Origin of the sequence: Nostoc sp. (genome assembly GCF_036919575.1) — a bacterium.
Taxonomy (GTDB): domain Bacteria; phylum Cyanobacteriota; class Cyanobacteriia; order Cyanobacteriales; family Nostocaceae; genus Nostoc.
In genome coordinates, this window is sequence record NZ_JBALBY010000034.1 from 59,717 (window position 1) to 84,695 (window position 24,979).

The following is a 24,979-nucleotide window of genomic DNA, read 5'->3' on the forward strand; positions in this document are numbered from 1 at the left end:
AAACAAACCAGGGACACGCAATTTGGATTCGTTTTTCTGCTCCTTTGTTTACCATCACTTAGTTTCAAAAGGAGAATATCTTGGATGGCTCGAAATAAAAAGAAATCAGCCGGGTTCAAGTATGAGTATCAACTTTACTCTAGATGCCCTATTTGTTGTATTATCCCGCCCCATATGCTAAAAAATGTTGTGGTGAATGGCAATCCCCAGCAGCGTACTTGGGCTTTTCATACATTAAATATTTCAGCACAATTTCTGGGACGGAGAAACGTCGTAGGTAATATCTCGTTTGCGCCTTCTCCTGGTGAGAAGCGCCGCACCATCTACGATGCGAAAAATGGGCAGCAACTCCCTGGTACGCTGGTGCGTGCTGAGGGCGATTCTCCCAGCAGTGATGTAGCAGTTAATGAAGCCTACGATGCTGCTGGTGCTACTTATGACTTGTTTCAGGAGATATTCGATCGCAATTCCATAGATGACAAAGGACTACGTTTAGATTCCAGCGTGCATTATGGCGTTAAATATGACAATGCCTTTTGGAACGGCGACCAGATGGTTTATGGTGATGGTGACGGAGAACTGTTTCAATGTTTTACGAAATCAATTGATGTAATTGGGCATGAGCTAACTCATGGTGTAACCCAGTATCAAGCGGGTTTACAGTATTATGGCGAACCTGGGGCACTGAATGAATCCTTTTCTGATGTTTTCGGTTCCTTGGTGAAACAAAAGTCCAAAAATCAGACTGCACAAGAGGCAGACTGGCTGATTGGCGAAGGTCTTTTGGTACCGACTGTCAAAGGTGTTGCCCTGCGCTCCCTGAAAGCACCGGGAACAGCATACGATGATCCAGTATTGGGTAAAGATCCCCAACCAGCCCATGTGAAAGATAAATATACGGGTGTTGATGATAACGGTGGAGTGCATATCAACTCAGGAATCCCTAACTATGCCTTTTATCTGGCGGCTGTTGAGATTGGTGGCTATGCCTGGGAAAAAGCTGGTAAAATCTGGTATGTCGCTTTACGCGATCGCTTACGTGCCAAAGCAGATTTTAAAAAGGCTGCCAGCGTCACCATTCAAATTGCTGGGGAACTCTACGGTAATGACAGTAATGAGCAGAAAGCTGTGCAGAACGCTTGGCAAAAGGTAGGAGTTATTTAGAGACGCGATTAATCGCGTCTGTACAGGAGTTAGGAGTTAACTTATAACTTTTTAGATGTATTGTTTTTTATTGCTAAACTGGGAGGTGAGAATTATCATCTCCCAGTCTTTGTATCTATCCCAACTAAATAACACAACGGAGAGCAAAAAAATGCGGGTATCATTTGAACGCACGGGCGGCTTTGCCGGAATCAGCAAGAAGACAACCGTTGATACAGATACTCTGCCGCCAAATGAAGCTGCCACACTTCCCCGACTGGTGGAAGTTGCTGATTTATTTAGGCTACCTGAATTAATTACTTCGCCAAATCAAGAGAGCGATCGCTTTCAGTATAAGTTAACAGTAGAAGATAACGGCAAGCAGCATACGGTGACTGTTAGTGAAGCAGCATTACCAGGAACCTTAAGACCGTTGATTGAATGGTTGCAAACTGTAGCACAGAAAAGGTAATTTGCTGAATAAGTTAAATGAATTTATCAGGGTCTTATGAACAAACCAATCAAACGAGCTTTTTTAGACACAGAAGATGGACAAATTCTTTATCGTATTGGTGGCAAAGGAGAACCACTTATTTTGCTTCATCAAAACTTCAGAAGTGGTGACGAATTTCGTGAGTTGATACCAATCTTTGCTCAAAAAAGACTAGTTATCGCTATGGATTTTTTAGGATTAGGAGATTCAGATAAACCACCCCGAATGTATTCAATTGAAGATTACGCAAAAACTGTTCTTTTACTGCTAGACGAATTAGGAATAAAAACCACAAGTATTCTTGGGAACCATACAGGTGCTTGTGTAGCAGCAGAAGTTGCAGCAGCTTATCCTGAGAGAGTCGAAAAAATTATATTATGCAACATAGATAACTTTAGCGAAGAAGGGAAAGCAGCTTTAATCAATAAATTTGAAAATCTCAAGATCCAACCAGACGGTTCCCATCTTATCCAAAGGTGGTCAGCTAGAGCAGGCTATATAGGTTCTGCTGAGTTAAATCATCGTTGGGTTTTGGACGATTTAAAAGGTTTTGGCTATCCTTGGTATGCACCTTTAGCTGTCATAGACTACTGCCAAAGAATGGAAGCAAGATTTAGTTTAATCAAGTCTCCAACTCTAATATTGTCTGGTATAGAAGACGTAAAACAATTAGAAAGGCTAGGTTTTGCTAACGCAGACAATAGAGAGTTTATTTTAACCGCAATTCCTCATGCAAAGATGATTGATATTGAAGGCGGAACAATATGTATGATGAACCAAATACCTGAAGAAATATCAAAGGTGGTAATTGATTTTCTAGAATAAGCTAGTTTTAAAACCAATATAATTTAATCTTTTAATATTGCTCAAAATAGGGCAATACAACTGAGTAAATAACTATATACAGCCTCTAAAAGTTTTATGCCCAGAAAACACATTGAGTTTATTCAATCAGCAGATGTCCCCCAGAAATCTTGGGTTGTTGATGGTCTTTTGGAAGGTGCTAAAACACAGATTCTGAGTTTCGATACCGAAAACGGTTCTTCTACAGAAATTGTTGAGTGGACGCAATACTGGAAAAGCGATTCTGGTTATTTCAATTGTGATATGGAAATTTTTGTTCTTAGTGGACAAATGCAAATTGGACAACTGCATCTTGGACAATACACTTACGGCTTTATTCCTGAAGGTGTCTGCATGGAAGCTTGGAGCACTCAAGAAAATACTACAGCCCTATGGATGCCAAGCGCTGAACCCATTTTTATAAAATCGCTAACTGATGCACCAGGAGCAAAAAGACAAGATTATATACCTTCTTTAAATTCCTATCTAATTCCTTGGTCTCAAACTCTCACTCCAGGTTTTCCTCCAGGAGCAATGAGAAAAACCCTGCGTGCCGATAGTAACATTAAAAGAAGCACTTGGCTGATCGGATTATTACCACAGTTTGCTGAAACTTTTGGAGAGTATCATCCTATGACAGAAGAGGGATTTGTCCTTCAGGGAAGCATGAAAACACAGGTAGGTCTCTTGACTCCAGGTTGCTATTTTTCGCGTCCACCACTTATTACACACGCCCCAGCATACACTGAAACTGGATTCTTTGCTCTTATTCGTGGTGGCTATCCTCATCTTTCGTACCATGCCTGGGAACCACCATTAGAAACGTACTATCCTTCGGGTTGGAATAAATAGATACCAAAATATGAAGTAATCTTGTCTCTACTTTAAACCTGCGAATACTTTCATGTAGAGGGAATTATTTAAGACTGGGAGCGTTTCAAATACCGCCCAGTGGGTGAACCTAAAACTTGCCCATTGTTATAAATAAGATTTCCACGCAAAAAAGTACTTTTGACCCGCCCAGTTAACTCCACTCCTTCAAAAGGTGTGTAACCTTGTTGTGACTCCGACTCAGCCGCACATACCACAAAAGTTTCATTGGGGTCTACCAACACTAAATCAGCATCATAGCCAATTGCGATATCGCCTTTTTCTAACAAACCAAAGCGCCGGGATGGGTTCCAAGACAGCAACTTAGCCATCTGGTTGTAAGACATCCCCCGCTTGCTACCTTCACTAAATACACCAGAAAGTAAATATTCTGTACCGCCAAAACCAGACTTTGCTAACCAAATATTATTCGGGTCTTTAGCACTTCTTTTTTGTTCAGCAGAACAGCAAGCGTGGTCGCTAACTATCCAATCTACTTGATTGTTGAGTACTGCTTGCCACAAGTATTCCACATCGGCACGGGGACGAATAGGAGGGTTGACTTTTGCCCAAATTGTATTGGGAGTATCGACATCTAATAACAAATGTCCGACAGTAACTTCTCGCCGAAAGTTGATATGAGGAAAAGCAGTTTGCATAGTCAAAGCTGCTTGCATTGCTTTACGCGAACTCAGGTGCAACAAATTGATATTTGCACAGTTAGTCTCGTGTGCCAAATAAGAAGCAATGCAAATTGCTAACCCTTCGGAATGAGGAGGACGCGCTGCACTGTAAGCGTGTAATCCACTCAGACTAGAATCGTTTTCAACTATTTTGGTATAGGCGTTGAGAATTTCTGCAACTTCACAGTGCAAACTCAAGCTGATATTATCTCGCGCTTCTGGATGCTTTTCCATCAAACGTGTTAGACCGCGCATAATAAATTCAAAATGGGCGAAGTCGTATCGTTCCTCTTTATTAATCATCAAAAAGAGGTTTTGCTGGTCTGACAAACCATGCAACCCATAACCACCATAAAACATGAAGATTTTAAACGAAGATATACCGTATTCTTCAAACAATAGAGGTATTTCGTCGATATGCTGGCTAGCTATAGGTGCGATGTGATAGCTGTAATCAACAAAAAAATTATCTGCGGATAAGGCCAACACCTCTGGAAAAAAATCGCGGTAGGAGCCGCCTTTGTTAAGATAATACTGCCCTGTACGGATGTAATTTAAGCTGGTAGTCACGCCTCCCATTGCGGCTGCTTTGGTTTCAGTCACAGCATCTTTGTCGAGGGGTTGATAGATACCGATGTGCATATGGGCATCCACGACCCCAGGAAAGCCCAGCAAGTTTTTACCATCAAATACCTCTTTACCTGTGTCTGGGCTAATATTAGGGGCAATCTGAGCAAATTTTCCATCCTTAATGCCTAAATCAAGTAGTTCGATTGCATCCTGATGGGGACGAACTACCCGCACATTTTTGATAATTTGATCTAATACGGGAGTTTCAGACACAGTAGACCTCACACTAAAATGAGTTTAGTCAGGAATTCCAACATCATACCGGGACGCAGACCAAATACTATCACCATGTAACGGTTTTTTATTCAATTATTTTCAGGAGAAAAGACAATGGAAAGTTTTAATGAGTATCATATAGACCCAAAGGAATTTACTTTTCTTAAAAGCTTTCAAGATAACTGGCAAGTGATTAGAGATGAGTTTACACGCTTTATTAAGCAGGCATCTAATGAGGAGTTAAAACTCACTTACGATATTCTCGGCCCTAAAAGTCAAACGATTAAAACCAAAGGTGATGCAAAATACAGTGCTTTTGGTATCTTATTTCAAGGTATGTTTATTGAAAAATATATTCAGGCGCATCAAATACAATATCCTGATTATGGGTCAGATGATGCCTCACAAAAAGCACTTTCCTTAAGAGAGAAATATTTCCCAAATTTAGCTAAGGTGATAGAAAAAGTCAACTTTAGCGATGATGAGATAATTAGAAACGTGTATTTTGGTAGATTCCATCCAGGCTTGGATATCAAGCTACATGTGAACTATAATCCTCATATGAATCGTGGGTATCTAGGATTGATTGTGCCAGAGGGGGATGTGGCGATGAAAATATGCCATGAGCAGCTTTATTGGCATGAAGGAAAATTCCTAGTTTTAGATCACAGCTATCCACACTGCCCGCATAATTACACGAATTATGACAGAACTGTATTGGTTGTAGACTTTTTTAAACCAGATAAACCTAGAGAGGAAGTTATCCGATTTGAGAAAGAGCAAGTCACACAACGGATGCAAGATAATCCTTACAGCTTAGGTGTTTTTGGGAAAAGCGATAAAGCTAAAGTAGAAGATTTTATCAAGTACGGTTTAGCTCATCAATTAGAGTGGGAGAAAGCCTTATAAGCCTAGAGGATTCTGAGAAGGGCGACTAGAAGTAATTAAAACCCGCCTATGGCGCTTGCGCTACGCTCCGCGCACCACGAGGGTTTGAAACCAATACTCCGCTATCGCTGACTTCGTGATAATTTTTTCTAATGAACCGCAGGGAGAATTAAGAGAGATTTTCACGAATTATTTAGGATTGCTATCTATGTTAAAACTAATAATTGAGTAGTCAGGGAAACCTAAGATTTGGAAATGAACGCAACAACCTACAGAAAGCTAATAGCAAAGCAACTGAATCCAGATTTTAAATCTGCTGTTGAAGTTGTCGAGATTCCTATTTCACAACCTGCTGGTAATCAACTTTTAATTCAAAACAAATTTGCTGGCGTTAACGGTGGCTTTGACACTTTACTTTGTCGTGGTGATGTTCCCTATGTTAACTTAATTCCTCCCTTTGATTTAGGTGTGGAAGCTGTGGGAAAAGTTGTCGCTATCGGTGAAAATGTCAAAGATTTTCAAATAGGTGATGCTGTTATAACTACATTGCGTGGTGGCGGTTATCGAGAATATCAGGTTATCGATGCAAACTTAGCACTGAAAGTGCGGGAAGCAACGCCAGAGTTACTAACACTAATACCTACAGCTATATCAGCTTTGGTGGCATTGGAACAAGTGGGAGAGATGCAAAGTAATGAAGTGGTTTTAGTGACAGCAGCAGCAGGGGGAACTGGTCATATTGCGGTGCAATTGGCAAAGTTAGCTGGTAATCATGTCATTGGTACTTGTAGTTCTGAGGCGAAGGCAAAGTTATTGAGAGAATTAGGGTGCGATCGCATTATCAACTATCGCACCGAAAATCTCAATCAAGTCCTCAAGCAAGAATACCCCAATGGGATTAATCTCATTTTTGAGTGTGTAGGTAAAGCTGTATTTGATACTTGCGTTGAAAACTTGGCAGTGCGGGGACGGTTAGTAGTGGTTGGTTTTATCTCCGAATACGCAAATAATGTAGAACAAATTACACAGCCACGCATTTATCACCAGCTATTTTGGAAAGCAGCTTCTGTGAGAGGCTTTCTCATGCCTCATTATAAAGAATATATACCAGAGGCACGCGATCGCATCTTTTACCTGTTCTACACAGACAAACTTAAAATTGCCGTTGACCCAACACAGTTTCAAGGCATAGAATCAATACCTGACGCTGTAGAATATCTCCTGAGTGGCCAGAATTGTGGCAAAGTGGTTGTAAGATTTTAAGTAATACGGTATTAGTTTATATAGGACTCGTATTTGAGTTTTGAAAAAAATCAGTACACCCCGAAAAGGGTTCTTCCCTACTCCCTACTCCCTAGTACAGACGCGATTAATCGCGTCTCTACGCAAATAATTATGGCTACGCCACGCTGCGCGAACAAAAATCAAAGCAGACTGCTATATCCGGTTGAGGTGAGAATGACACAAGATTCAGAAAATACTTTAAAAGTTGGTCAACAGGCATTTGAGCATTTTACGCATGGTCTAGCAACAGGAAATTGGGAAGCATTTCTAGATATGCTTACAGAAGATTTTACCCTTTGGTTTCCTGTGGGTAAATTCCACGGGTTAAATGTGGGAAAAGAACGAACTAGAGAGTTTATTGAGTACGTTTCTGAATCATTCCAAGGCGGACTCACCCTGACTCTAGACCGTTTTACTAGCAATGATACAACCATTGTTTTTGAGTTTCGGGATGAGGGACGTTTGTTTGAAGAACCTTACAAAAATCGTTTAGCGGTTTCCTGGGATATTCGGGGAGACAAAATTTGTGCCTATCGGGAATACTTTGGTAGCGATGGAAAATCGTATTAAATAATTCGTAATTCGTAATTCGTAATTCGTAATTACAAATTATTTAACTAATTGCGTGGGTTTAATGCCTCCACAACTAAGATGCAGCAAGTTTTGTGTTGGGGTTAAATCTCCATTACAAAACTTTACTTCCGACTTCCGACTTCCGACTTCCGACTTCTTTAATACACTTTTGTTAGTTCCTCTCCGGGTTGAGTTCGTTGATTTCTCTGCACTTAGCTTCTGCGGCTTGATATGCTGCTAAATAGTCTTGACCACCTAACATGACATCACCGTAATATTCATAAGGTGCATCACCATAGATTGGCAATGGATCATCTTCTGGATAATCTTCTTTCGATTCTTCAATGATGGCTTTCAGTTTTTTAATGGTCAGTCTTTGTGCTGCAAAATACCACAGTTCTTGGGGATTTTTGTTTAGGTGCGGTAATGTCGGATCGATAATGCGTACAAGGGAGCCATTCTCTGAGGTATCGTCTAGCTCAATCCAACTGTGTTCAATCGGTCTGTATGGCTTCCCAGGAAAAGCTAAAAATCCCTGAATATATCTTGCTCCCTCAGTGGACAATGCTGCTTTGTAAGCATTATCAAACGGAGTGCTAGCCCTGCTGTTTACGAGTTCAGCAATTTTGATTGACAGCGTTTCATCCAATAGTTTGTTCATCAATAGCAAGGATTAGAGCAGCCATGAAAATATATTACCACTGCTCTTACTAAGGATTTTAATCATTTATAAAATCACGTGTTTGTGGGGGGTTCAAGTTTAGGACTTACACACGAGTTACGGAATAACGAACCGCAGAGGCGCAGAGGGCACGGAGAAATCAGAGTTTGAGAGATATTTTGCGTAAGTCCTAAAGTTTTATCCGAACTGTCTTAGGACGACATGGGCTTCCCCAACAAACCTGTCCAGAGGGCATATTAGTAAAAACACTACTACGAGCGCCAATCACAGCATTAGCGCCGATTTGCACTCCCGGGCCAACGAAACAATCTGCCGCCACCCATGCGCCATTGTCAATGGTGATACTCGCTGTTTTCAACCCAAAGGCAGGGTCTTGGAGATCATGACTACCAGTACATAGGTAACTTTTTTGGGAAATTACGCAGTGTTCACCGATGTGGATCTGATCGAGGCTGTATAAAACTACGTTATCTCCAATCCAACTGTAGTTACCAATGGTGACTTTCCAAGGGTAGGTGAAGCGGGCGGTGGGTCGAATTAATACGCCTTTGCCGATACGAGCGCCAAATAATCGTAGCAAAGCACAACGCAGAATATTTAACGGTTGAGGAGTGAGGGGAAAGGCGATCGCTTGTACAAGCCACCATAATAAAATATACCAACTTGGACGACCCCGGTCAAACCAAGATTGGTCATATTTGCGTAAATCTACGAAAGGTTGGTCATTGGTCATTAGTCATTAGTCATTGGTCATTAGTCATTGGTCATTAGTCATTGGTCATTGGTCATTGGTCATTGGTCATTGGTCATTTGTCATTGGTCATTAGTCATTGGTCATTAGTCATTGGTCATTGGTCATTGGTCATTGGTCATTGGTCATTTGTCATTGGTCATTTGTCATTGGTCATTGGTCATTAGTCATTGGTCATTAGTCATTGGTCATTAGTTAGGAGTCAATAGGCAATAGCTTTTCCTCTATTTCCCTATTCCCCTGCTCCTCATCTCCTTCCTTCGGGGTAGTTGCAGTATTTAAGTGACCACCACAGTTGCGTAATTCGTAAAGTTTAACGCCAATTTGATATTCATATTGACTCAGCAAGCGTGCATAGATATATCCTGCTTTGCCATCTAAAAAACCGCGTTGAATAATATAAAACAAAACAAACCGCAAAATGGGTTTAAATGGCAGATGTACCCACACTTTTTTCAAAAATCGCTTGCGTTGCACGGCATCACCAAATAGATTGGCATCGATGGTACCGCTATCATCTTTACCTGCGAGAATATTAAAATAAACACTAGCTTCCCAGTTAGAATAGCGGTTATGTCGTTCTAACCAGTGATAAAGGTCGCGGAAGTCTTCGTGGAGCATATCATTTTTGAGATACCCAACTTTCCCCTGCAAAATCACATGTTCGTGAACTTCGTTATCACCAGTATTGGGAATGTCTTCTGTATGTAAATTTTCGTAGCGACCATTTTTATGTTGAAATAAACGCAAATTCCAATCGGGATATTTCCCACCATAGCGAATCCATTTTCCTAAGAAAAATACGCGGCGGTTGAGATAATAACCTGTATATTCTTTGTGATGAATTACTTGGTCAATTTCTTCCCAAAGTTCGGGGGGGATGCGCTCATCGCAATCTACAATTAGCACCCATTCGTTGCGAAAAGGTAGATTATCTAAAGACCAATTTTTCTTTTTGGGCCAGCGTCCATCGAAGTTGAATTGCACGACATTTACACCGTGACTTTTAGCAATTTCAACGCTGTTATCGGTACTTTGAGAATCTACTAGAAATATTTCATCTGCTCTGGTGAGGCTAGCTAGGCAGGCAGGTAAGTTTAGTTGTTCGTTTTTTGCGGGAATTAGTACTGAAACTGGTATTTTAGATGACATATGAGTATAAATTATGTATGTTATTTCTTATTTGATGTCGATAAAAGACCCTGAATAGCAGCATTTAAGTAACCAATCTGACCGTAAGCATAAACAAGTTTGTCAAACCGTTCTGCGGGATCAGAAAAATATTGCAATGCCTTATACAAGCCGCGCACAAACCGTTCGCTACCTCGCTGCAATTGAGCGATACCAGCTTTACCAGCAAGTTGTTCTCGATAGCATTCACTGATACCTTGCCACCAGCCTCGGTTTAAAAACCAGGAGCGTTGCAGGCGCTCTGGAGAAACATTGTGAGCGACTAGTGCTTCGGGAAGATAAGCGACTTGGCAACCACGCTCTAGGGCTAATTCGGTCATTTGCAGTTCTTCATTTGATAATAGATTTTTCCCGACTCGACCGAGATGAATATCAAAACCGCCAATTTCTTCTAGGAAACTGCGGCGGATGGAGTAATTTAAGCCTCTGGGTGTTGAGCCAGGTTCCTCAATGTAGATGGTAGTGTCACCCAAGTCGTATGCACCCAGATTTGCAGCTAACCCTGGAGATAGCCACCGTGGTTGCTGGATTCCTGGAGGCCAGATGAGAGTAACTTTGCCACCTGCGATCGCTAGTTTAGAGTTATTGTAAGCAAAATATAAAACTTCTAGCCAGCGATCGCAGGCAACGGCATCGTCATCCAGATAAGCCAGAATATCACTATTAGCTACTTTTGCACCCGTGTTGCGGGCGACAGATAAACCAATGGTGGGTTCAAAGACATACTTGAGGTGCCGATTGTGGGTTCTTTGTTCTACAACCTCACGGGTGCGATCGCTAGACCCATTATCAACTACTACAATTTCAAAGTCACCAGCAAAATCCTGCCTTAAAAGACTATCAATTGCAGCCCCTAAATAGGTATCTCGATTGTGGGTACAGATAATGGCAGAAATTTGGGTGTCTGGCATAGATTTAATTTTGGATTTGAGATTTGGGACTTTCCTGCGGAACGCTACGCGTAGCAAGATCCCGAAGGGTACGGCTTTGCTCAGTCGAACGATTTGAGATTAAAATCTTAAATCCAACGCACAACTACCGAGAGTTAATGTAACCCAAAAATTACTGACCCACCAACCGAGTTTCTTCGGATATAACCTTTAAAGCTTTACCGAACAGAATTCAGGAGTCAGAATTCAGTTGGGTATTCTGACCGAAAAAGCGGATGAATAACCTCTTTTTAGACCCCCACCAAATCGTAGATTTGGTGGCATTCAATCAGTGGCGAGTCCCACCCAATCCCCGACTGATGGTTACGTAGCTCTGCCGAAGTATGGTTACGTAGCTCTGCCGAAGTATTGATTCTGAATTCTGAATTCTGGATTCTGCATTCTTCTTCAAGTTTGTTGAATATGACTGTGTAAAACTACAAGAGTTTGGGCTAGTTGACTCAGGCGGGTTTCTAAAGATTGCTTGCGCCCTAACAGTTGACGTAACTTTTGATAACGAGCGATCGCCATGCTAACACTGGGAATCTGATCTGATGGACATGGGCGTGACCAGACTTTACCAGCATCGTCTACACCACAAAGGCGATAGCCAGTAATAGACGATTGATAGGATACTTTCCCACCAGTGGCGCAAATTTCTTCTACATAGTTCATCAGGCGGTCAACTTCTGCATGGCGCAGTGTCGCCGTTCCTCCCGATTCTGCTTCTTGGGGATTGGATTCTAACCAGCCATTGACAATTGGCCCTTCTAAGTAAATATCCTGAATTTGCTTCAAAATATTTTGTAATTCTATTTGCCAACCAGCGACAGTTTCCTGAATTTCTTCTAATAGATTCATCGCCAATGCTGGATTAGCACCGTGGCGATGGCTACTAAAGCTCGGAGTTTTCAACTTGGGTAGGCTGGGTGTTTTGCTACCATTCTCTTCTGCTTGAAAGGTTTGCACAGAGTCATGGTGAGGAAAGAAATTTTGTTCGTGAGGATAATCACTCTCACTATCTTTGCCCAAGTCAACTGTTTGTCCTTGTGGATTGAGTTCCCCATCCTGAGATAATGGAGTTTGTGTACTTTCTGTGGGTTCATTGGCTCCGACGCTGATTCTAAAAGAGAAAGGTCGTTTTGTCGTCGAATCACCTGTTTCGGCGGCAGAGGCAGTGCCGCGATTCCCTAAATCGTGTAAAGTTGCTTCTATGCGTTTTAAGCCTGCGTTCATAAAGACATCCTAAAGTTTGCTGTCCCCGGTGGCATTAAATAATTAAAAATGGGGTTGTTGGGATTTTTGGCTTTTGCCAGTTGGAGCATTAATCATGCTGGTGCTAATTTTATCCCTTAAAAGTTATTTGAAACCAAAAATCTCACCGATGAAGTAAAAAACTGCGGTGAGAAATTGCAACCGTAGACATATTGTTCAACGAAGTCGGAAGTCGGAAGTCGGAAGTCGGAAGTCGGAAGTAAGTTTTGTGACTCTTATTTAGCGAGAAACGCGGTCTTGGGCAAAGCCCCAAGTGGAGCGTTTTCTCAAGACAGACCCCGACCCAAAACGTTCGGCAATTGATGCTATGAAACTTAAACCCCTAAACTTTGTTAAAATTCTCAGGAAACAACTTTGGGTAAAATCATCTTAGTAACAGGGCCAGCCCGATCTGGTAAAAGTGAATGGGCGGAAACTCTGGCCATGCAGTCAGGAAAAGCAGTTGTTTACGTAGCAACAGCCACCGATAACCCAGATGACGAAGAATGGCATCAACGCATTTTAGAACACCAACAACGTCGTCCCCAAGATTGGGCAACTTTATCTGTACCTGTGGAACTGTCTGCTACCCTTGCTGATGCTAAACCTTATACCTGCCTTTTAGTTGATTCTTTAGGAACTTGGGTTGCTAATCTCCTGGAACACGATGAATCTAGCTGGGAAAACATCCTTGCAGAGTTGTTAGAGACGGTGGATCTGGTTGCTGCTGATCTGCTGTTTGTAGCAGAAGAGGTGGGTTGGGGTGTGATACCAGCTTATCCCCTGGGGAGGACGTTCCGCGATCGCCTGGGTTCTTTAGTGCGCCAGCTAAGTGTACTCAGTGAAACTGTTTATTTAGTTACTGGTGGTCATGTTCTCAATCTCAGCGTCCTTGGTTCGCCATTGCCAAATAGAAGGGAAGGAGAAGTAAGGAATCAAGATTCTTAAAATAATTCGTAATTCGTAATTACAGCACTTTGCAAGTAAATGAAGTACACCCTTCCATTGCTTGGGGCTACGGTAAATTACCCCCCTTAATCCCCCCGATATATTGGGGGGAAACAGCAAATCTAGTTCCCTCCCCAATATATCGGGGAGGGTTAGGGTGGGGTACTTTTGTACCTCACCAACTCGCAATCTGCTGTAAGTTTTGCAACGGGGATTTAGACTCCGCCACAAAACTTTCTACCTGTCTTGCTGGGAAATTAAACTGAACATACTTTGTTAACCCACGGAGGTGGGTTTTGTCTGTGTAGCCGCGACTTCTAGTCGCCCGGCTGGCAATAAATTAGACTTTTCAAACATCCTCTTAGTTCACTTTGGTGCTTGGGAATTTGGCATTGGACAAGTTTTATTAGCAAAATCACACTGATAAATATAGGGTTCTTGCCAACTCAGGGGAATTTCTAATAAGTCTCGCGTTCCTGTCATGCCTTGTCCAATAAATAGTAACAAAGCAATGCAGTTTAAAATCGTATGGACGATACGCCAGCGATTAGACTTATCTTGATAAATATCTTGAACAATTGCTAATGAAAAAATCATCAGCAGTGCTGCGGTAATGCCAATATAATAATGTGACCAATACCACTCATTGGTGAGGCGATATACTCCATCCTGACAGCCTAGAATTACTAAACCTGCACCAGTTAAAGTTGCAAAAACTGCCCGCCACACTCGCTGTTTTGCGCGATAAATAAATACTAAAGATGCGATTGTAGCAGCAAATATTAACAGGATGAAAACAACTTGAAAAGGTGTTTTATTCCACACTTGATTTTTGATAATATTTTTGCCAATCGGGTAGCTTAATCCGATTAAAGTTACTCCAACAACTGCACTTGTTAGTCTTTCACCTAACTGCTTATGTTCTGTACCCACCACTGGGGGAATTTTGCTCTTATTCCCGGCTAAAAGTTGCAATCTGCGTTGGCGTGTTTGCCAAGCAAAATTAACCACTGTACCGATGAGTGGAAACACGAATATAATTGCGATCGCTGGATGTAAAAGACCAAGAAAATCTGTTATTTGCATACAACACCTTTCAATAAATCATTAAATTCATCTCAAAGGACAATCTAAAGCATCGTACTATAACTTAAATTAATTTCCGATGAGAATCTGTTTAATATTTATTCTTGTTATTCTTGGCTGCTTTTAATAAAGCAAGTATTTCAATATCTTATAAAAGATTATAGCGGTTCTCATACCATTTCTTTGTGAGGCTGCGCCAAATTTTCTTCCTTCCTTCCTTCCTTTCTTTGTGTCCTTTGCGCCCTTTGCGGTTCGTTCCTCATATAGTTTGGCGCATCTTCATACAGAATTGGTATCAATTGCATGGAATACAGACCACTCGTAGGGGCACAGAAAAAGCTCATTGGTGTCAACTTAAGCTAAAAGGGCGGTTAGAAACCGCGTCTACACGAGGCTTTACCCACCTTTCCTGCGGAATGCCAAGGGCGAACGTGGGTTAAGAATCCTTGATTTTGTATTAGTCCACGGAGCTGGACGAGAGTTTGTGTAGCCGCGTACTCCTACGGAGAAGCAAGCTACGCGTCAGCGTGCCGGAGGCTCTATTCTATTCGCCAAGGCTGAAGTTGACACGCATGAGCATTGCTGTGCCCCTACTATCAACTTGCAGATAATTTATTCTTAGGTGAGATATTACGTTGGCGCAACTTAGGAGATTTAGCCAATTTCCAAACCGAATAATAGTTGTCACTGTAAACAATATCTGTTTTTAACTTATACTTTTTTTCAATTTTTTCGCGCCAAATATCTGAAGGATTGAGGAAAAAAACATCAGTAAAACCATCAGTAATTTTGGGAATTTTTTGGCTTTTAACCAATATAAATCGCACTTTTGGTTCCAAAAGATAGCTCAGAGAAAAGACATTCCCAAAATTATTGCCCAAAGCATCACTAATCAAAAGTGGACGAGTCGTTTGATTGATGATTTGGGCAACTTGTGGATTGTGATAGCTCATACCCTTATTCCACCAAGTTTCTGCCTGAGAACTCACCTTAGAAGAAATCAGACCACAAATAATCACTAATGCGATGATTATGTGCCAAATGCTCCGGCGTGACACGCTCCCATTATATAGTTGCGTAGCTAGTAGGTAAGCAACAGCTACTTGAATTCCTAAATAAGATGGGATGAAATATGGTTCGGTAGATGCTTCTATGCCCCCAGCAATTAAACTTGGTAGTATTAAGGGTAGTGCTGGTACTACAATCAATGTGATGATAAAAAACCAGACTTTATAGTTAGTTGTTCTACAAAGAAAATAAATTGAATATCCTACCAAAGTTAAAAAAAATGGTGTAATAAAATAGCCTATAGGATTATCTAAGCTCAGGTCTATATCAAAAAAAATCCGGCTTAACTGCATCATCAAAAATTGAAATATAGGTATTAAAGATGACTGCGTTGTGGTCTTATCTGCTGAAATCAAAAATTTAAAAAAGTCACCCAAAAGAATTGTTAGCCAAGGCATGAAGCCTAAAAAACCTACCAGCGATGCTATCAGATAAGTTCTGACAGTTTCAGTCAACTGAAATTTGGTAGTGACCATCACATAAATTCCGTGAGCAACTGCGACAAATGCACTCCAAAGAAATGTATAAAGACTGATGGCTAAAGTTACTGCATAAATGCCCCAGATAGCAAATAAATCTGGTCTTTGTCGTTCTTTTACTAGCTGATCTTTATCTTCTGATTCCAGCCGCATTGCTTGCAGTAGAGATGCACTGGATAGTAATATGGTGACTAACCAGAGAATATATTCTTGTGCTTCTTGGGCGTATACTAGATGAATTGGAGAGATGGCCATGAGTGCGATGGCTACGCCCGCCGCAGGCATCGCTACACCAGGAACCGATAATGGCACATTAAATAATTCTCGGCATAGCCAATAAACACAAGGGAAAACCAGCAAACTGATGCAAGCTGATAAACTTCTAATCGCCGTCACCGAATTACCAAAGATTTCCATCCACAATCTCGCTATTACGTAATACAACGGTGGATGCTGAGAATCTTCTTTTGCCAAAGACATAATTGTGTCATTTAAGCTTTTTTCTGGATTTGCACCTTGAAACTGAGCAAAACTTTCTTCACCAATCACACGATTATTAAAAAGTTGCTGTTTTGCTTCATTAATTGTGTAGCCAGAAATCCGCAATGAGGTATAAGTTTCATCATGCCAGTAAACTTTGCCATCAAGGTTAAAAAAGCGAAACAATATACCCATCGCCAATAAAAAAATAATTAAAAATCGCAGCCAACTCGGAGCAAATTTGAGATGGCGCATAAGTAGTTTTTCCAAGAAATTGTTTAAAATAATTCAGTCAGACGGATTTTCTTCCTGTAGCTGCGACTTCCATTCGTTAGCACAAAAGAGAACTTTTACAAAATTTGGTAACGCCATCTAGCAAAGTCTTTGCTATTAGATATAGTTAAAAAATCAATAGTCTTAAAGTGTCGGTCGATAGCTGGAATACTGCATATTTTAGCTCCAATATCCAAGTATGCCTGCAAAATTTTAGGAATTTCAAAATTATCTGGTTCTGGAGAATTTTGAGGCATTTCAAGAGAATATTGTGAATTTGGATAAACTAAAATACTTGGATGCATCAAACCATTCTGCTGAAAATAATCATAAGCGGAAGTAGCTTGCCAAGGACTTTGTGTTAGTAACGATGCACAGCCAAAGAAATATTGGTTTTTACTCCAGATGAGATAATTTGCTAGCCCTTTCCATAGTAGTAAAAGTGCCTGACTGTTGCGATATTCTTTAGCTATACATGCACGCCCAACTTCAACTGATGCCTGAAGCACAGAATTGGGAATTCCATTAAGATTAAATATATCGGCAGCATCAAAGCCTAGTCTTTGAGAAGCCATTGTATAGGTTTGCATCCGATAAGTTCCAATGGTTTTACCCGTTTGTTTGGAGATCAGGATTAAATGATGGCAAACCGCATCAAACTTATCTATATCCATCTGGGTAAAGTTAGAAGCAGAGAATCCTAAGCCTAGTTCAAGATTAAAAACTTCAAAGCGCAACCGAAAAATTGATTCTAATTCTGCTTGAGTTGACGCCAAGCGTAGGATATATTTTTCAGTTTGAAGGACGGGAAAATCTTCAAGATCGGGAGGATTCAGTGAGTAATTGATGTTGCGTCCAGAAACTTCCATCTATCTTCCTACTTAGATTTGCGAAAATATTCTACTAGGATTTAGGCACTATACAAATAGCTCACATTATGCATTAATGTGTCGAAGCGTGATTGAGACGGTTTTCGATAAAAGAACCTATAAAGAGCTTTTTTACTCTCTTGAATTAGGGGTGGAGTAGTTTTATTATGGACATTAATTACGAAAAAATCTGGCAATAAGATACAAAATTTTCCTTTGATATAGGCTATAAATGCAAGTCATACCAATTAACACAAAGGCTGATACATATAGATTTGTCGTAAGGGCACAGCGTTGCTCATGCGTGTCAACTTAAGTCCAAACTCTTTTAAAACCTCGTTTCTAGCCTCTGGCTGGAAATGCTGCTCCTGGCGGCTCTGCCGCCAGCAAGGGAGGCGGAGCCTCAATGAGGGGCATTCCCAGTCGGAGACTGGGAACGAGGTAAAGTCACAATCAGGGCAGAAAGCCCCCGGATGAATCCAGGGGCTTGGATAATTTTGGTTGTGATGCCTACCGCGCAATCTGTGGTAAATGCACTCTAAAATACTTAATTAATTACGGTGATTATTGCTGTAGTGAACCCTTGTACCTGCCCAAAGCAACTTCTCCCGTAGCGTCTGATAGTAGGAATTGTTCTCGCGCAAAATAATAAATTTAGCCCGACAATCTGCCATCCGCACATCAACGCGGTGTCCTGGCCAAATTGAAGTCCCCAAAACTCCATCTGTCCACAGCTTGGTACTCAAATCGTAATCCCCCAAAGGCCAAATACTCACCACAGAACCAGGGGGTAAAACGAAGGGGCGACTAGAAAGGCTCATTGCACAAATAGGAGTGATGGTAATTGCCTCCATACCATCATGTATAATCGGCCCATTGGCAGAAACGGTGTAACCAGTAGAACCTGTGGGAGTGGAAATAATCAAACCATCCCCGACGTATTGATCGACTACCTCACCGTCGATTTCCATTTCCAGAATTGAGGTAATCATTCGGTCAGCCGAGGCGGGTTTGACACAAAATTCATTCAAAGCCAGGTAACGCTCACTCACTGGTTCCAAATTAGACCCATGACCCTCATACACCGCAGCTTGTAACATCATCCGCCGTTGGATAGCATAGCGATCGTCAAACAGCCGATCCCAAACTTTCTCCGTATCCTGAAACTCTTCCACTGACTCAGTTAAAAACCCCAGATGACCTCCCACATTCACTCCCAGAATTGGGATGCCAGCTGGGGCTAAATGTCTGGCACCAGTTAAAACAGTACCATCGCCACCGAGTACCAAAGCGAGATCGATTGGTTGACCCGCCGAAGCCAAAAAGACTGGATAAGGGTTGTCTTTCGGCCCGCTAGGCCCCATCAACACTTGGCACTGGCGACTTTCTAGTTGTTTCGCACAGATTTCTGCCCATTCTTTACTCCGGGCATCCCGCGCTTTATAAGCAATGATTACCTGCTTGAGTTGCACGCACAATTACCACTTCAGGAGATTAAACTGCTCCATATCGACGGTATCGCGGTTGCGATAAATGGCCAGCACGATCGCTAAACCCACCGCCGCCTCGGCCGCCGCCACGGTAATCACAAATACTGTGAAAACCTGACCCTTAATTAATGTTGAGTCAAGGAAGTTGGAAAATGCCATTAAATTCAGATTAACAGCATTGAGCAGTAACTCAATTGACATCAGCACCCGCACAGCATTGCGGCTGGTAATTAAACCGTAGATGCCGATACAGAATAAAGCTGCCGCTAGTAATAAAAAGTACTGGAGTTGCATGAATCTGAGTATCCCTCCTGAAATATCTGGCTGTTTCTCTGCGAATGAAGTCGCAAATCTTACTCTTTTGTTTCGCTGGTTGTTGATACCAGTTCTCTGGGGCGTTCTTGCAAAGTCAAAACAGTTTGCCCTAGTTCCGATCGCGTCAGCTGGTCTGGCAAATACTCCCGACGTGCCAAAATAATTGCTCCTACCATCGCTATCAGCAGCAAAATGGAAGCCAGTTCAAAAGGTAATAAAAAGTCAGTGAAGAAATGTTCTCCAATTAAAACTATAGAACTTTCACCACCCACCACAGGAGCAGTTGAGTAAGCCCAAGGAGTAGCCAGCACCATCGTACTTAAAAGACCAAACAATCCTACACTGACTACACCTGTTAGTACTTTCCGCACCCAAGAGTTAGGAAATGGTATAAAATCCTGCCGCTTATTCACCAACATAATGGCAAACAAAATCAGCACGTTAACCGCGCCAACGTAAATTAGTATTTGTGCGGCTGCAACAAAATCACCATTTAGCAACAGGTAGATTCCCGCTATGCTAATGAACACGCCCCCCAACATAAAGGCAGAATAGACAATGCTGGAGAACAGCACCACACCAATGGCCGCCCCAATCATCATCACACCCAGTATGCCAAGGGATACTAACTGTACTCCTTCCGCTAGATTCACTGTTTTTTGTCCTTAGTCAATTGTCATTGGTCATTGGTCATTGGTCATTAGTCATTGGTCATTGGTCATTAGTCATTGGTCAAATAACAAAGGACAAAGGACGATGGACAAATGACATTTATTTTTCTGTTTGTTCTACCAAGTCTTCTGGACGCGCACCCGAACGTGGCGCATCTGCGGGCAGTCCATGTGGTTCGAGGACACCTTTGGGCAGGTAAACTAGTTCGCGTAGTGGTGTAACCATTGGGTCATCTGTTACTTTATAAGGCAAACGACCCAGCGCCACGCTGTCATAGTTCAATTCATGGCGATCGTAAGTAGCAAGCTCATATTCTTCTGTCATGGATAGACAGTTAGTGGGACAAAATTCCACACAATTACCGCAAAAGATACAAACTCCAAAGTCAATGCTGTAGTGGTTGAGTTTTTTCTTTTTGCTGGCTTTGTCGAATTCCCAATCTACTACAGGCAGGTTAATCGGGCAAACGCGAACACAAACTTCGCAGGCGATACACTTATCAAATTCAAAGTGAATTCTACCGCGAAACCGTTCACCAAGAATTAGTTTCTCGTAAGGGTACTGTACGGTAATCGGACGCCGCCGCATATGATCGAAGGTGACAGAAAGCCCCTGACCAATGTAACGCGCAGCTTGTACCGTTTCTTTGGCGTAATCACCAACTTGTTTTAGGAACTTTAGCATTTTGTGTCTCTCTCTTTTCAATTTTGGATTTTGGATTTTGGATTTTAGATTTCAGACTTAATCCCTTCGGGTTCGGCAGTTACTCATGGGGGAAACCCCCAAGACCGCACTGCCTCACCAAAATCTAAAATCTAAAATCTAAAATTGGCTTACCCGCCAAAGGCGAAGGGAAAGGCTAGTTTCAGCGCGGCGGTTAATAGGAGATTAACCAAACCAACTGGCAACAAAAACTTCCATCCTAAATCTAACAGTTGGTCAATCCGTACCCGTGGCACTGTCCAGCGCAACAAGATGGCGACAAACACTAGTAAATAGGCTTTGAACACGGTCATAATAATACCCAAAGCCGCAGTTACTATCTGGAATACGGGATTTAATTCACTGACTCCCACCCAACCAGCGATGAGGTTCAGGGGAATGGGAAAGTCCCAACCGCCCAAGTAGAGAATTGCTACTAGTAGGGAAGAAAGAATCAAGTTAACGTAGGAACCCAGGTAGAACAGACCGAATTTCATGCCTGAGTATTCAGTTTGATAGCCTGCTACCAGTTCTTCTTCCGCTTCGGGTAAGTCAAAGGGTAATCGTTCGCATTCAGCTAGGGCGGCTATCCAAAAGATCAGGAAACCGATTGGTTGTCGCCAAATGTTCCAGCCTAGGATGCCGTAGCCAGACTGTTGATTGACAATATCAACGGTGCTGAGGCTGTTAGACATCATAGCGATCGCTAACACCGCCAGCGCCAAAGGAATTTCATAACTAATAGATTGCGCTGCTGCCCGCAACCCCCCTAAAAGGGAGTATTTGTTATTAGATGCGTAGCCAGCCATCAACAAACCAATGGGTTGAATGCTTGACAAGGCAATCCACAAGAATACGCCCATGCCCACATTGCTAATTACGATGTTCTGCCCAAAGGGGACAATCAGGAACGACAAAAACACCGGAATCACAACAATAATTGGGCCGAGGGTAAACAGCCAGGGGTCAGACTTGGCTGGTACTATATCTTCTTTAAATACCAACTTCAGACCATCCGCTACAGGCACCAGCAACCCAAAAGGCCCCTGGTATTCTGGGCCAATTCGCTGCTGGGCGGCGGCAGAAATTTTCCGTTCTAGCCAAGTAGCAACTAATACCCCCACTGTTGCCCCAATCAGCATCAGTATCATTGGCAGGGGCATCCAAATCGCTTTAGCTGTTCCTGCTGGTATCCCTAAATCCCGGAGGGATTCAATAAAAGTTCCTTGGAGGTCAATTCCTGAATTCATGTTTCCGCTCTTTAAGACATCGAGTCATGGTGAGTTACAACTATTAGTTAAATTAATAACTGTAAATTCACCCATTTATAATTTTTGCTGCGATCGCGCCTGATTGAAGATTTGTTGCCAATTCCCATGCCTAGTATATCCTTGGATGGTTTTAGCACCCTGAAGCGAGATGAGAACTTCTACTTATGGTTGGCATTGAGATTAGCTATTGAGGAGATGCGGGGACAAGGGGAGTAAGAATTTTAGATTTTAGATTTTGGATTAAAGAATTGAAATTTAATCCAAAATCGTCAATCCAAAATCCAAAATTGAATTGCCCCATGCCCATTTACCGTTGGTCAATGGGGGTATAACTAACGTCGTGCAGACCGTTGTAAACCTGGGTGGGACGGAAAATCCGGTTTTCTGCTAGTTGTTCTTTCCAGTGGGCTAACCAACCGGCAACGCGGGCGATCGCAAATATTGGCGTAAACAAGTCTGTGGGAATCCCCATCTTCCTATACACCAAACCAGAGTAAAAGTCAATATTAGGATAAATCCCTTTACTACCGAGTTTTTCCTCTACTACTCGTTCCATCTCTTGAGCAATGTCATAGAACTTGTCATGCCCAAACTTTTCAAACAGTTGCTCTGCTAGACCTTGTAAGATTGTGGCTCGTGGGTCTTTCACTTTATAAACACGATGCCCAAAACCCATAATCTTGGCTTTGCGTTCCAGACAATCCTCTATGTAGGGACGGACATTTTCCACAGAGCCAATTTTTTCCAACATCTGAATTACTTCTTCATTCGCTCCACCATGCAGGGGACCTCCCAAGGTTCCCACGGCACTAGCAACCACAGCGTAAGGATCAGTCAAGGTGGAAGCTGTCACCCTAGCACTGAAGGTAGAAGCATTCATTGTATGCTCCACTTGAAGTATCAAGCAGATATCAAAAACTCGCGCCATCAGAGGATCGGGTTCTTTTTCATCGAGCATGTATAGAAAGTTGGCGGAATAGTCTAAGTCATCACGGGGACGTACCGGGTCATTGCCTTTTCGCATCAGTTGGAACGCCGCCACCATCGTGGGAATGGTTGCTATCAGGCGCACCACCGAATCTCGAATGTAGACAGGATTATGTAAATCGCGGAGCGAATAAAACAAGCCTAAAGCAGCAGCAGAGGCTTGCAAGGCATCCATTGGGTGACCGCTTTCTGGAAAGCATTTCATCATGTCCCGAATGCGGTATTTTATTCGCCTGTGGTAACGAACTTCATGCTCAAATGCTTTCAGTTCTTCCTTGGTTGGAAGTTCGCCCCAGATTAACAGATAAGCAGTTTCCAAGAATGTACTTTTTTCTGCTAATTCTTCAATCCGAATGCCACGATATTCTAGTATTCCCTTTTGCCCATCAACATAGCTGATACTTGATTGGGCGGCGGGAATGCCTTCTAAACCAGGCTTGTATTCGCACACCATCATGGCAACACCATTCGCTTTTTGAAATATCTGATCAAGCTAACTTACCAGAAATTATTGTCACCATAACAGTAGCCATTCTAACAACAATTGGAAATGTTGAAAAACTGTTATAGCAGGTACTTGGGTGGTGTCAACCAAAACATCTGACTACGACCCAGAGCAGAACCTGTTTCTGGTAGTTTTATCCCAATCATACCTGCTTTTTTCAAGACTAAGCTGGCTTTGACTTCCCCCCATAGGAGAATTTCTGCCCAATGGGTCAAACTAGGTTCATGTCCAACCAGCGCCAGTTGGGTATTTTGGGAATAATTTCTTGGCTCTAACCAGTCTTTGAGCCAACTAGAAATTTCACCATCGGGGGCGAGGTGGCTAGATTCCTCTAACTGGGAGCTTAGTTTTTCTTCTATAAGGATTTCAGCCGTTTGGCGGGCACGCACTAAGGGACTGGTGAGAATCAAATCAAAGTTTAAACCTAATTTAACAAGTTTCTGGGCAACTTTCTCAGTTTTTTGCCGCCCTTCTTTGGTAAGGCTGCGTTCCTCATCCTTGATGCCTAATCCCTTGTCTTCAGCGATGCCATGACGAATTAAATATAGTTCCATACTTTTAGTTTTATTAGCGTAGTGGGGCGTAGCCCTTACTTAGTTAGGAGTTACGCTTGGTGTGAATTAACCTATCCTAATCTTAATCATTATTACTGTATTCGTTGCTCTGCCATCTCTCCGGTGCAACGCGGCGTTAGGTGTTCTAAGTGTTATGGATATGGCAATAGGTTTAAACCTTCAATAAATACTCATTTTCTCGAACACGGCGCACCCAAGCAGTGCTATCAGTTAAATCTTGGCGATCGCTCCACATCCCAATAAAGCTATCATTTATCAAGTCAATATCAGATGACTGAGAGGCTGGTTTAACTACTGCATATCTTTGTCGCAAAAAAGCAATATAGTCAATGACTTGACGCTGTGCTTCAGCAGGAAGGGATAAAAACTCATTGAACAATTCTTGCTGGGTCATTTTTATACCTCTCAGAAAAATAAACTCACTCAAATTAGCGTTGTCAAAAACTCATCTGGCAGCATTACCGGAACTAAAGAAGCCACAAAATCGGGTGTGTTTCGCGTCACAATTATTTCTAAACCTGCCGTAAGCGCCGCAGCACTCGTTACCGCATCCTCAAAATCCTTAATTGGGCTATTCAAAGCTTGCCGAATAACTTCATCTGTTACGCTGGCAACTTGAAGGTGCTGCAATAACTTTGCTAATAGTTCACGCGCGACTTCATTACCAACTTGACGACGCAGAATATAGAAAATATTGGTTACTGCATGACCTGAAACATAACCTTGTACTTGATTCTGCATTACTGTATTTAATGCTCGTGCAGAAGCTACGATAAATGGTTGACGCTGTGCCAAAATATCGAGCAACACATCGCTGTCGAACAACACC

General features: G+C 42.1%; 28 protein-coding genes. 10 read left to right on the forward strand and 18 right to left on the reverse strand.

All coding sequences use genetic code 11. The features are described from left to right. Nucleotides 1-84: 84 nt before the first annotated feature. From V7K27_RS11055 to V7K27_RS11070, 4 genes are all read left to right on the forward strand, one after another. Nucleotides 85-1,164 (forward strand): M4 family metallopeptidase, encoded by a 1,080-nt coding sequence (locus tag V7K27_RS11055; protein WP_334947027.1) that lies wholly within the window; start codon nucleotides 85-87, stop codon nucleotides 1,162-1,164. A 151-nt stretch (nucleotides 1,165-1,315) separates the two neighbouring features. Continuing rightward, nucleotides 1,316-1,615, forward strand: coding sequence for a protealysin inhibitor emfourin (locus tag V7K27_RS11060; protein WP_334947029.1), 300 nt, complete (start codon nucleotides 1,316-1,318; stop codon nucleotides 1,613-1,615). A 36-nt stretch (nucleotides 1,616-1,651) separates the two neighbouring features. After that, nucleotides 1,652-2,461: an alpha/beta fold hydrolase gene (locus V7K27_RS11065; protein ID WP_334947031.1), complete on the forward strand. Its 810-nt coding sequence runs from the start codon at nucleotides 1,652-1,654 to the stop codon at nucleotides 2,459-2,461. A 96-nt stretch (nucleotides 2,462-2,557) separates the two neighbouring features. After that, nucleotides 2,558-3,331 (forward strand): DUF4437 domain-containing protein, encoded by a 774-nt coding sequence (locus V7K27_RS11070; RefSeq protein ID WP_334947033.1) that lies wholly within the window; start codon nucleotides 2,558-2,560, stop codon nucleotides 3,329-3,331. Nucleotides 3,332-3,399: 68 nt separating this feature from the next. On the opposite strand, the gene V7K27_RS11075 is transcribed toward V7K27_RS11070, so the two are convergent. Beyond that, nucleotides 3,400-4,875, reverse strand: coding sequence for an amidohydrolase family protein (locus tag V7K27_RS11075; RefSeq protein WP_334947035.1), 1,476 nt, complete (start codon nucleotides 4,873-4,875; stop codon nucleotides 3,400-3,402). Nucleotides 4,876-4,992: 117 nt separating this feature from the next. Between V7K27_RS11075 and V7K27_RS11080 the strand changes: the two genes are divergently transcribed. The 3 genes from V7K27_RS11080 to V7K27_RS11090 all read left to right on the forward strand — a co-directional run bounded on the left by V7K27_RS11080 (nucleotide 4,993) and on the right by V7K27_RS11090 (nucleotide 7,620). Then, a complete protein-coding gene (locus V7K27_RS11080) occupies nucleotides 4,993-5,787 on the forward strand; it encodes an aspartyl/asparaginyl beta-hydroxylase domain-containing protein (RefSeq protein WP_334947037.1) in 795 nt (264 codons plus the stop codon). A 234-nt stretch (nucleotides 5,788-6,021) separates the two neighbouring features. Continuing rightward, nucleotides 6,022-7,029, forward strand: coding sequence for a zinc-binding dehydrogenase (locus tag V7K27_RS11085; protein ID WP_334947039.1), 1,008 nt, complete (start codon nucleotides 6,022-6,024; stop codon nucleotides 7,027-7,029). Nucleotides 7,030-7,224: 195 nt separating this feature from the next. Continuing rightward, nucleotides 7,225-7,620, forward strand: a complete 396-nt coding sequence (locus tag V7K27_RS11090; protein WP_334947041.1) for a nuclear transport factor 2 family protein — start codon at nucleotides 7,225-7,227, stop codon at nucleotides 7,618-7,620. A 175-nt stretch (nucleotides 7,621-7,795) separates the two neighbouring features. On the opposite strand, the gene V7K27_RS11095 is transcribed toward V7K27_RS11090, so the two are convergent. Together V7K27_RS11095 and hpsU are read right to left on the reverse strand one after the other, a co-directional pair. Next, nucleotides 7,796-8,284 (reverse strand): hypothetical protein, encoded by a 489-nt coding sequence (locus V7K27_RS11095; protein WP_334947043.1) that lies wholly within the window; start codon nucleotides 8,282-8,284, stop codon nucleotides 7,796-7,798. Nucleotides 8,285-8,474: 190 nt separating this feature from the next. After that, nucleotides 8,475-9,038, reverse strand: coding sequence for a hormogonium polysaccharide biosynthesis acetyltransferase HpsU (gene hpsU / locus V7K27_RS11100; protein WP_334947044.1), 564 nt, complete (start codon nucleotides 9,036-9,038; stop codon nucleotides 8,475-8,477). A 41-nt stretch (nucleotides 9,039-9,079) separates the two neighbouring features. Between hpsU and V7K27_RS11105 the strand changes: the two genes are divergently transcribed. Next, nucleotides 9,080-9,223, forward strand: a complete 144-nt coding sequence (locus tag V7K27_RS11105) for a hypothetical protein (protein WP_334947046.1) — start codon at nucleotides 9,080-9,082, stop codon at nucleotides 9,221-9,223. Nucleotides 9,224-9,251: 28 nt separating this feature from the next. Here V7K27_RS11105 and V7K27_RS11110 read toward each other — a convergent pair whose 3' ends face one another. From V7K27_RS11110 to V7K27_RS11120, 3 genes are all read right to left on the reverse strand, one after another. After that, a complete protein-coding gene (locus V7K27_RS11110; protein ID WP_334947048.1) occupies nucleotides 9,252-10,208 on the reverse strand; it encodes a glycosyltransferase family 2 protein in 957 nt (318 codons plus the stop codon). Between the two features lie 20 nt (nucleotides 10,209-10,228). After that, a complete protein-coding gene (locus V7K27_RS11115) occupies nucleotides 10,229-11,158 on the reverse strand; it encodes a glycosyltransferase (RefSeq protein ID WP_334947050.1) in 930 nt (309 codons plus the stop codon). Nucleotides 11,159-11,584: 426 nt separating this feature from the next. After that, nucleotides 11,585-12,412, reverse strand: coding sequence for a hypothetical protein (locus tag V7K27_RS11120; RefSeq protein ID WP_334947052.1), 828 nt, complete (start codon nucleotides 12,410-12,412; stop codon nucleotides 11,585-11,587). Nucleotides 12,413-12,805: 393 nt separating this feature from the next. Here V7K27_RS11120 and cobU point away from each other — a divergent pair, with 393 nt between their 5' ends. After that, on the forward strand, nucleotides 12,806-13,378 hold the full coding sequence (gene cobU, locus V7K27_RS11125; protein ID WP_334947054.1) for a bifunctional adenosylcobinamide kinase/adenosylcobinamide-phosphate guanylyltransferase: 573 nt from the start codon (nucleotides 12,806-12,808) through the stop codon (nucleotides 13,376-13,378). 366 nt (nucleotides 13,379-13,744) lie between these two features. On the opposite strand, the gene V7K27_RS11130 is transcribed toward cobU, so the two are convergent. The 8 genes from V7K27_RS11130 to nuoH form a co-directional block, all read right to left on the reverse strand. Further along, nucleotides 13,745-14,464, reverse strand: coding sequence for a DUF4079 domain-containing protein (locus tag V7K27_RS11130; RefSeq protein ID WP_334947056.1), 720 nt, complete (start codon nucleotides 14,462-14,464; stop codon nucleotides 13,745-13,747). Nucleotides 14,465-15,060: 596 nt separating this feature from the next. Further along, complete coding sequence (locus tag V7K27_RS11135) at nucleotides 15,061-16,746, reverse strand: glycosyltransferase family 39 protein (protein ID WP_334947057.1); 1,686 nt, start codon at nucleotides 16,744-16,746, stop codon at nucleotides 15,061-15,063. Between the two features lie 95 nt (nucleotides 16,747-16,841). Beyond that, complete coding sequence (locus V7K27_RS11140) at nucleotides 16,842-17,633, reverse strand: GNAT family N-acetyltransferase (RefSeq protein WP_334947059.1); 792 nt, start codon at nucleotides 17,631-17,633, stop codon at nucleotides 16,842-16,844. A 551-nt stretch (nucleotides 17,634-18,184) separates the two neighbouring features. Then, nucleotides 18,185-19,105, reverse strand: coding sequence for an NAD(+) kinase (locus V7K27_RS11145; RefSeq protein WP_334947061.1), 921 nt, complete (start codon nucleotides 19,103-19,105; stop codon nucleotides 18,185-18,187). A gap of 6 nt (nucleotides 19,106-19,111) precedes the next feature. Then, nucleotides 19,112-19,417: an NADH-quinone oxidoreductase subunit NuoK gene (gene nuoK, locus V7K27_RS11150; protein WP_006199065.1), complete on the reverse strand. Its 306-nt coding sequence runs from the start codon at nucleotides 19,415-19,417 to the stop codon at nucleotides 19,112-19,114. A 59-nt stretch (nucleotides 19,418-19,476) separates the two neighbouring features. Continuing rightward, nucleotides 19,477-20,091, reverse strand: a complete 615-nt coding sequence (locus tag V7K27_RS11155) for an NADH-quinone oxidoreductase subunit J (protein ID WP_334947063.1) — start codon at nucleotides 20,089-20,091, stop codon at nucleotides 19,477-19,479. A 118-nt stretch (nucleotides 20,092-20,209) separates the two neighbouring features. Next, nucleotides 20,210-20,794, reverse strand: a complete 585-nt coding sequence (gene ndhI / locus V7K27_RS11160) for an NAD(P)H-quinone oxidoreductase subunit I (protein WP_334947065.1) — start codon at nucleotides 20,792-20,794, stop codon at nucleotides 20,210-20,212. A 149-nt stretch (nucleotides 20,795-20,943) separates the two neighbouring features. Then, the gene (gene nuoH / locus V7K27_RS11165) at nucleotides 20,944-22,062 is read right to left on the reverse strand and encodes an NADH-quinone oxidoreductase subunit NuoH (RefSeq protein WP_334947067.1); all 1,119 of its coding nucleotides are present in this window, start codon (nucleotides 22,060-22,062) and stop codon (nucleotides 20,944-20,946) included. A gap of 84 nt (nucleotides 22,063-22,146) precedes the next feature. Here nuoH and V7K27_RS11170 point away from each other — a divergent pair, with 84 nt between their 5' ends. After that, entirely contained in the window at nucleotides 22,147-22,299 is a 153-nt protein-coding gene (locus V7K27_RS11170) for a hypothetical protein (protein ID WP_334947069.1), read from the forward strand. Nucleotides 22,300-22,390: 91 nt separating this feature from the next. Here V7K27_RS11170 and V7K27_RS11175 read toward each other — a convergent pair whose 3' ends face one another. The 4 genes from V7K27_RS11175 to V7K27_RS11190 all read right to left on the reverse strand — a co-directional run bounded on the left by V7K27_RS11175 (nucleotide 22,391) and on the right by V7K27_RS11190 (nucleotide 24,978). Next, the gene (locus tag V7K27_RS11175; protein ID WP_334947071.1) at nucleotides 22,391-23,527 is read right to left on the reverse strand and encodes a citrate synthase; all 1,137 of its coding nucleotides are present in this window, start codon (nucleotides 23,525-23,527) and stop codon (nucleotides 22,391-22,393) included. A gap of 107 nt (nucleotides 23,528-23,634) precedes the next feature. After that, nucleotides 23,635-24,129 carry a phosphohistidine phosphatase SixA gene (gene sixA / locus V7K27_RS11180; protein ID WP_334947073.1) on the reverse strand — a complete coding sequence of 165 codons (495 nt, stop codon included), beginning with the start codon at nucleotides 24,127-24,129 and terminating at the stop codon, nucleotides 23,635-23,637. 172 nt (nucleotides 24,130-24,301) lie between these two features. Continuing rightward, a complete protein-coding gene (locus V7K27_RS11185; RefSeq protein WP_334947075.1) occupies nucleotides 24,302-24,544 on the reverse strand; it encodes a hypothetical protein in 243 nt (80 codons plus the stop codon). Nucleotides 24,545-24,573: 29 nt separating this feature from the next. Continuing rightward, complete coding sequence (locus tag V7K27_RS11190; RefSeq protein ID WP_334947100.1) at nucleotides 24,574-24,978, reverse strand: PIN domain-containing protein; 405 nt, start codon at nucleotides 24,976-24,978, stop codon at nucleotides 24,574-24,576. Nucleotide 24,979 lies beyond the last annotated feature (1 nt).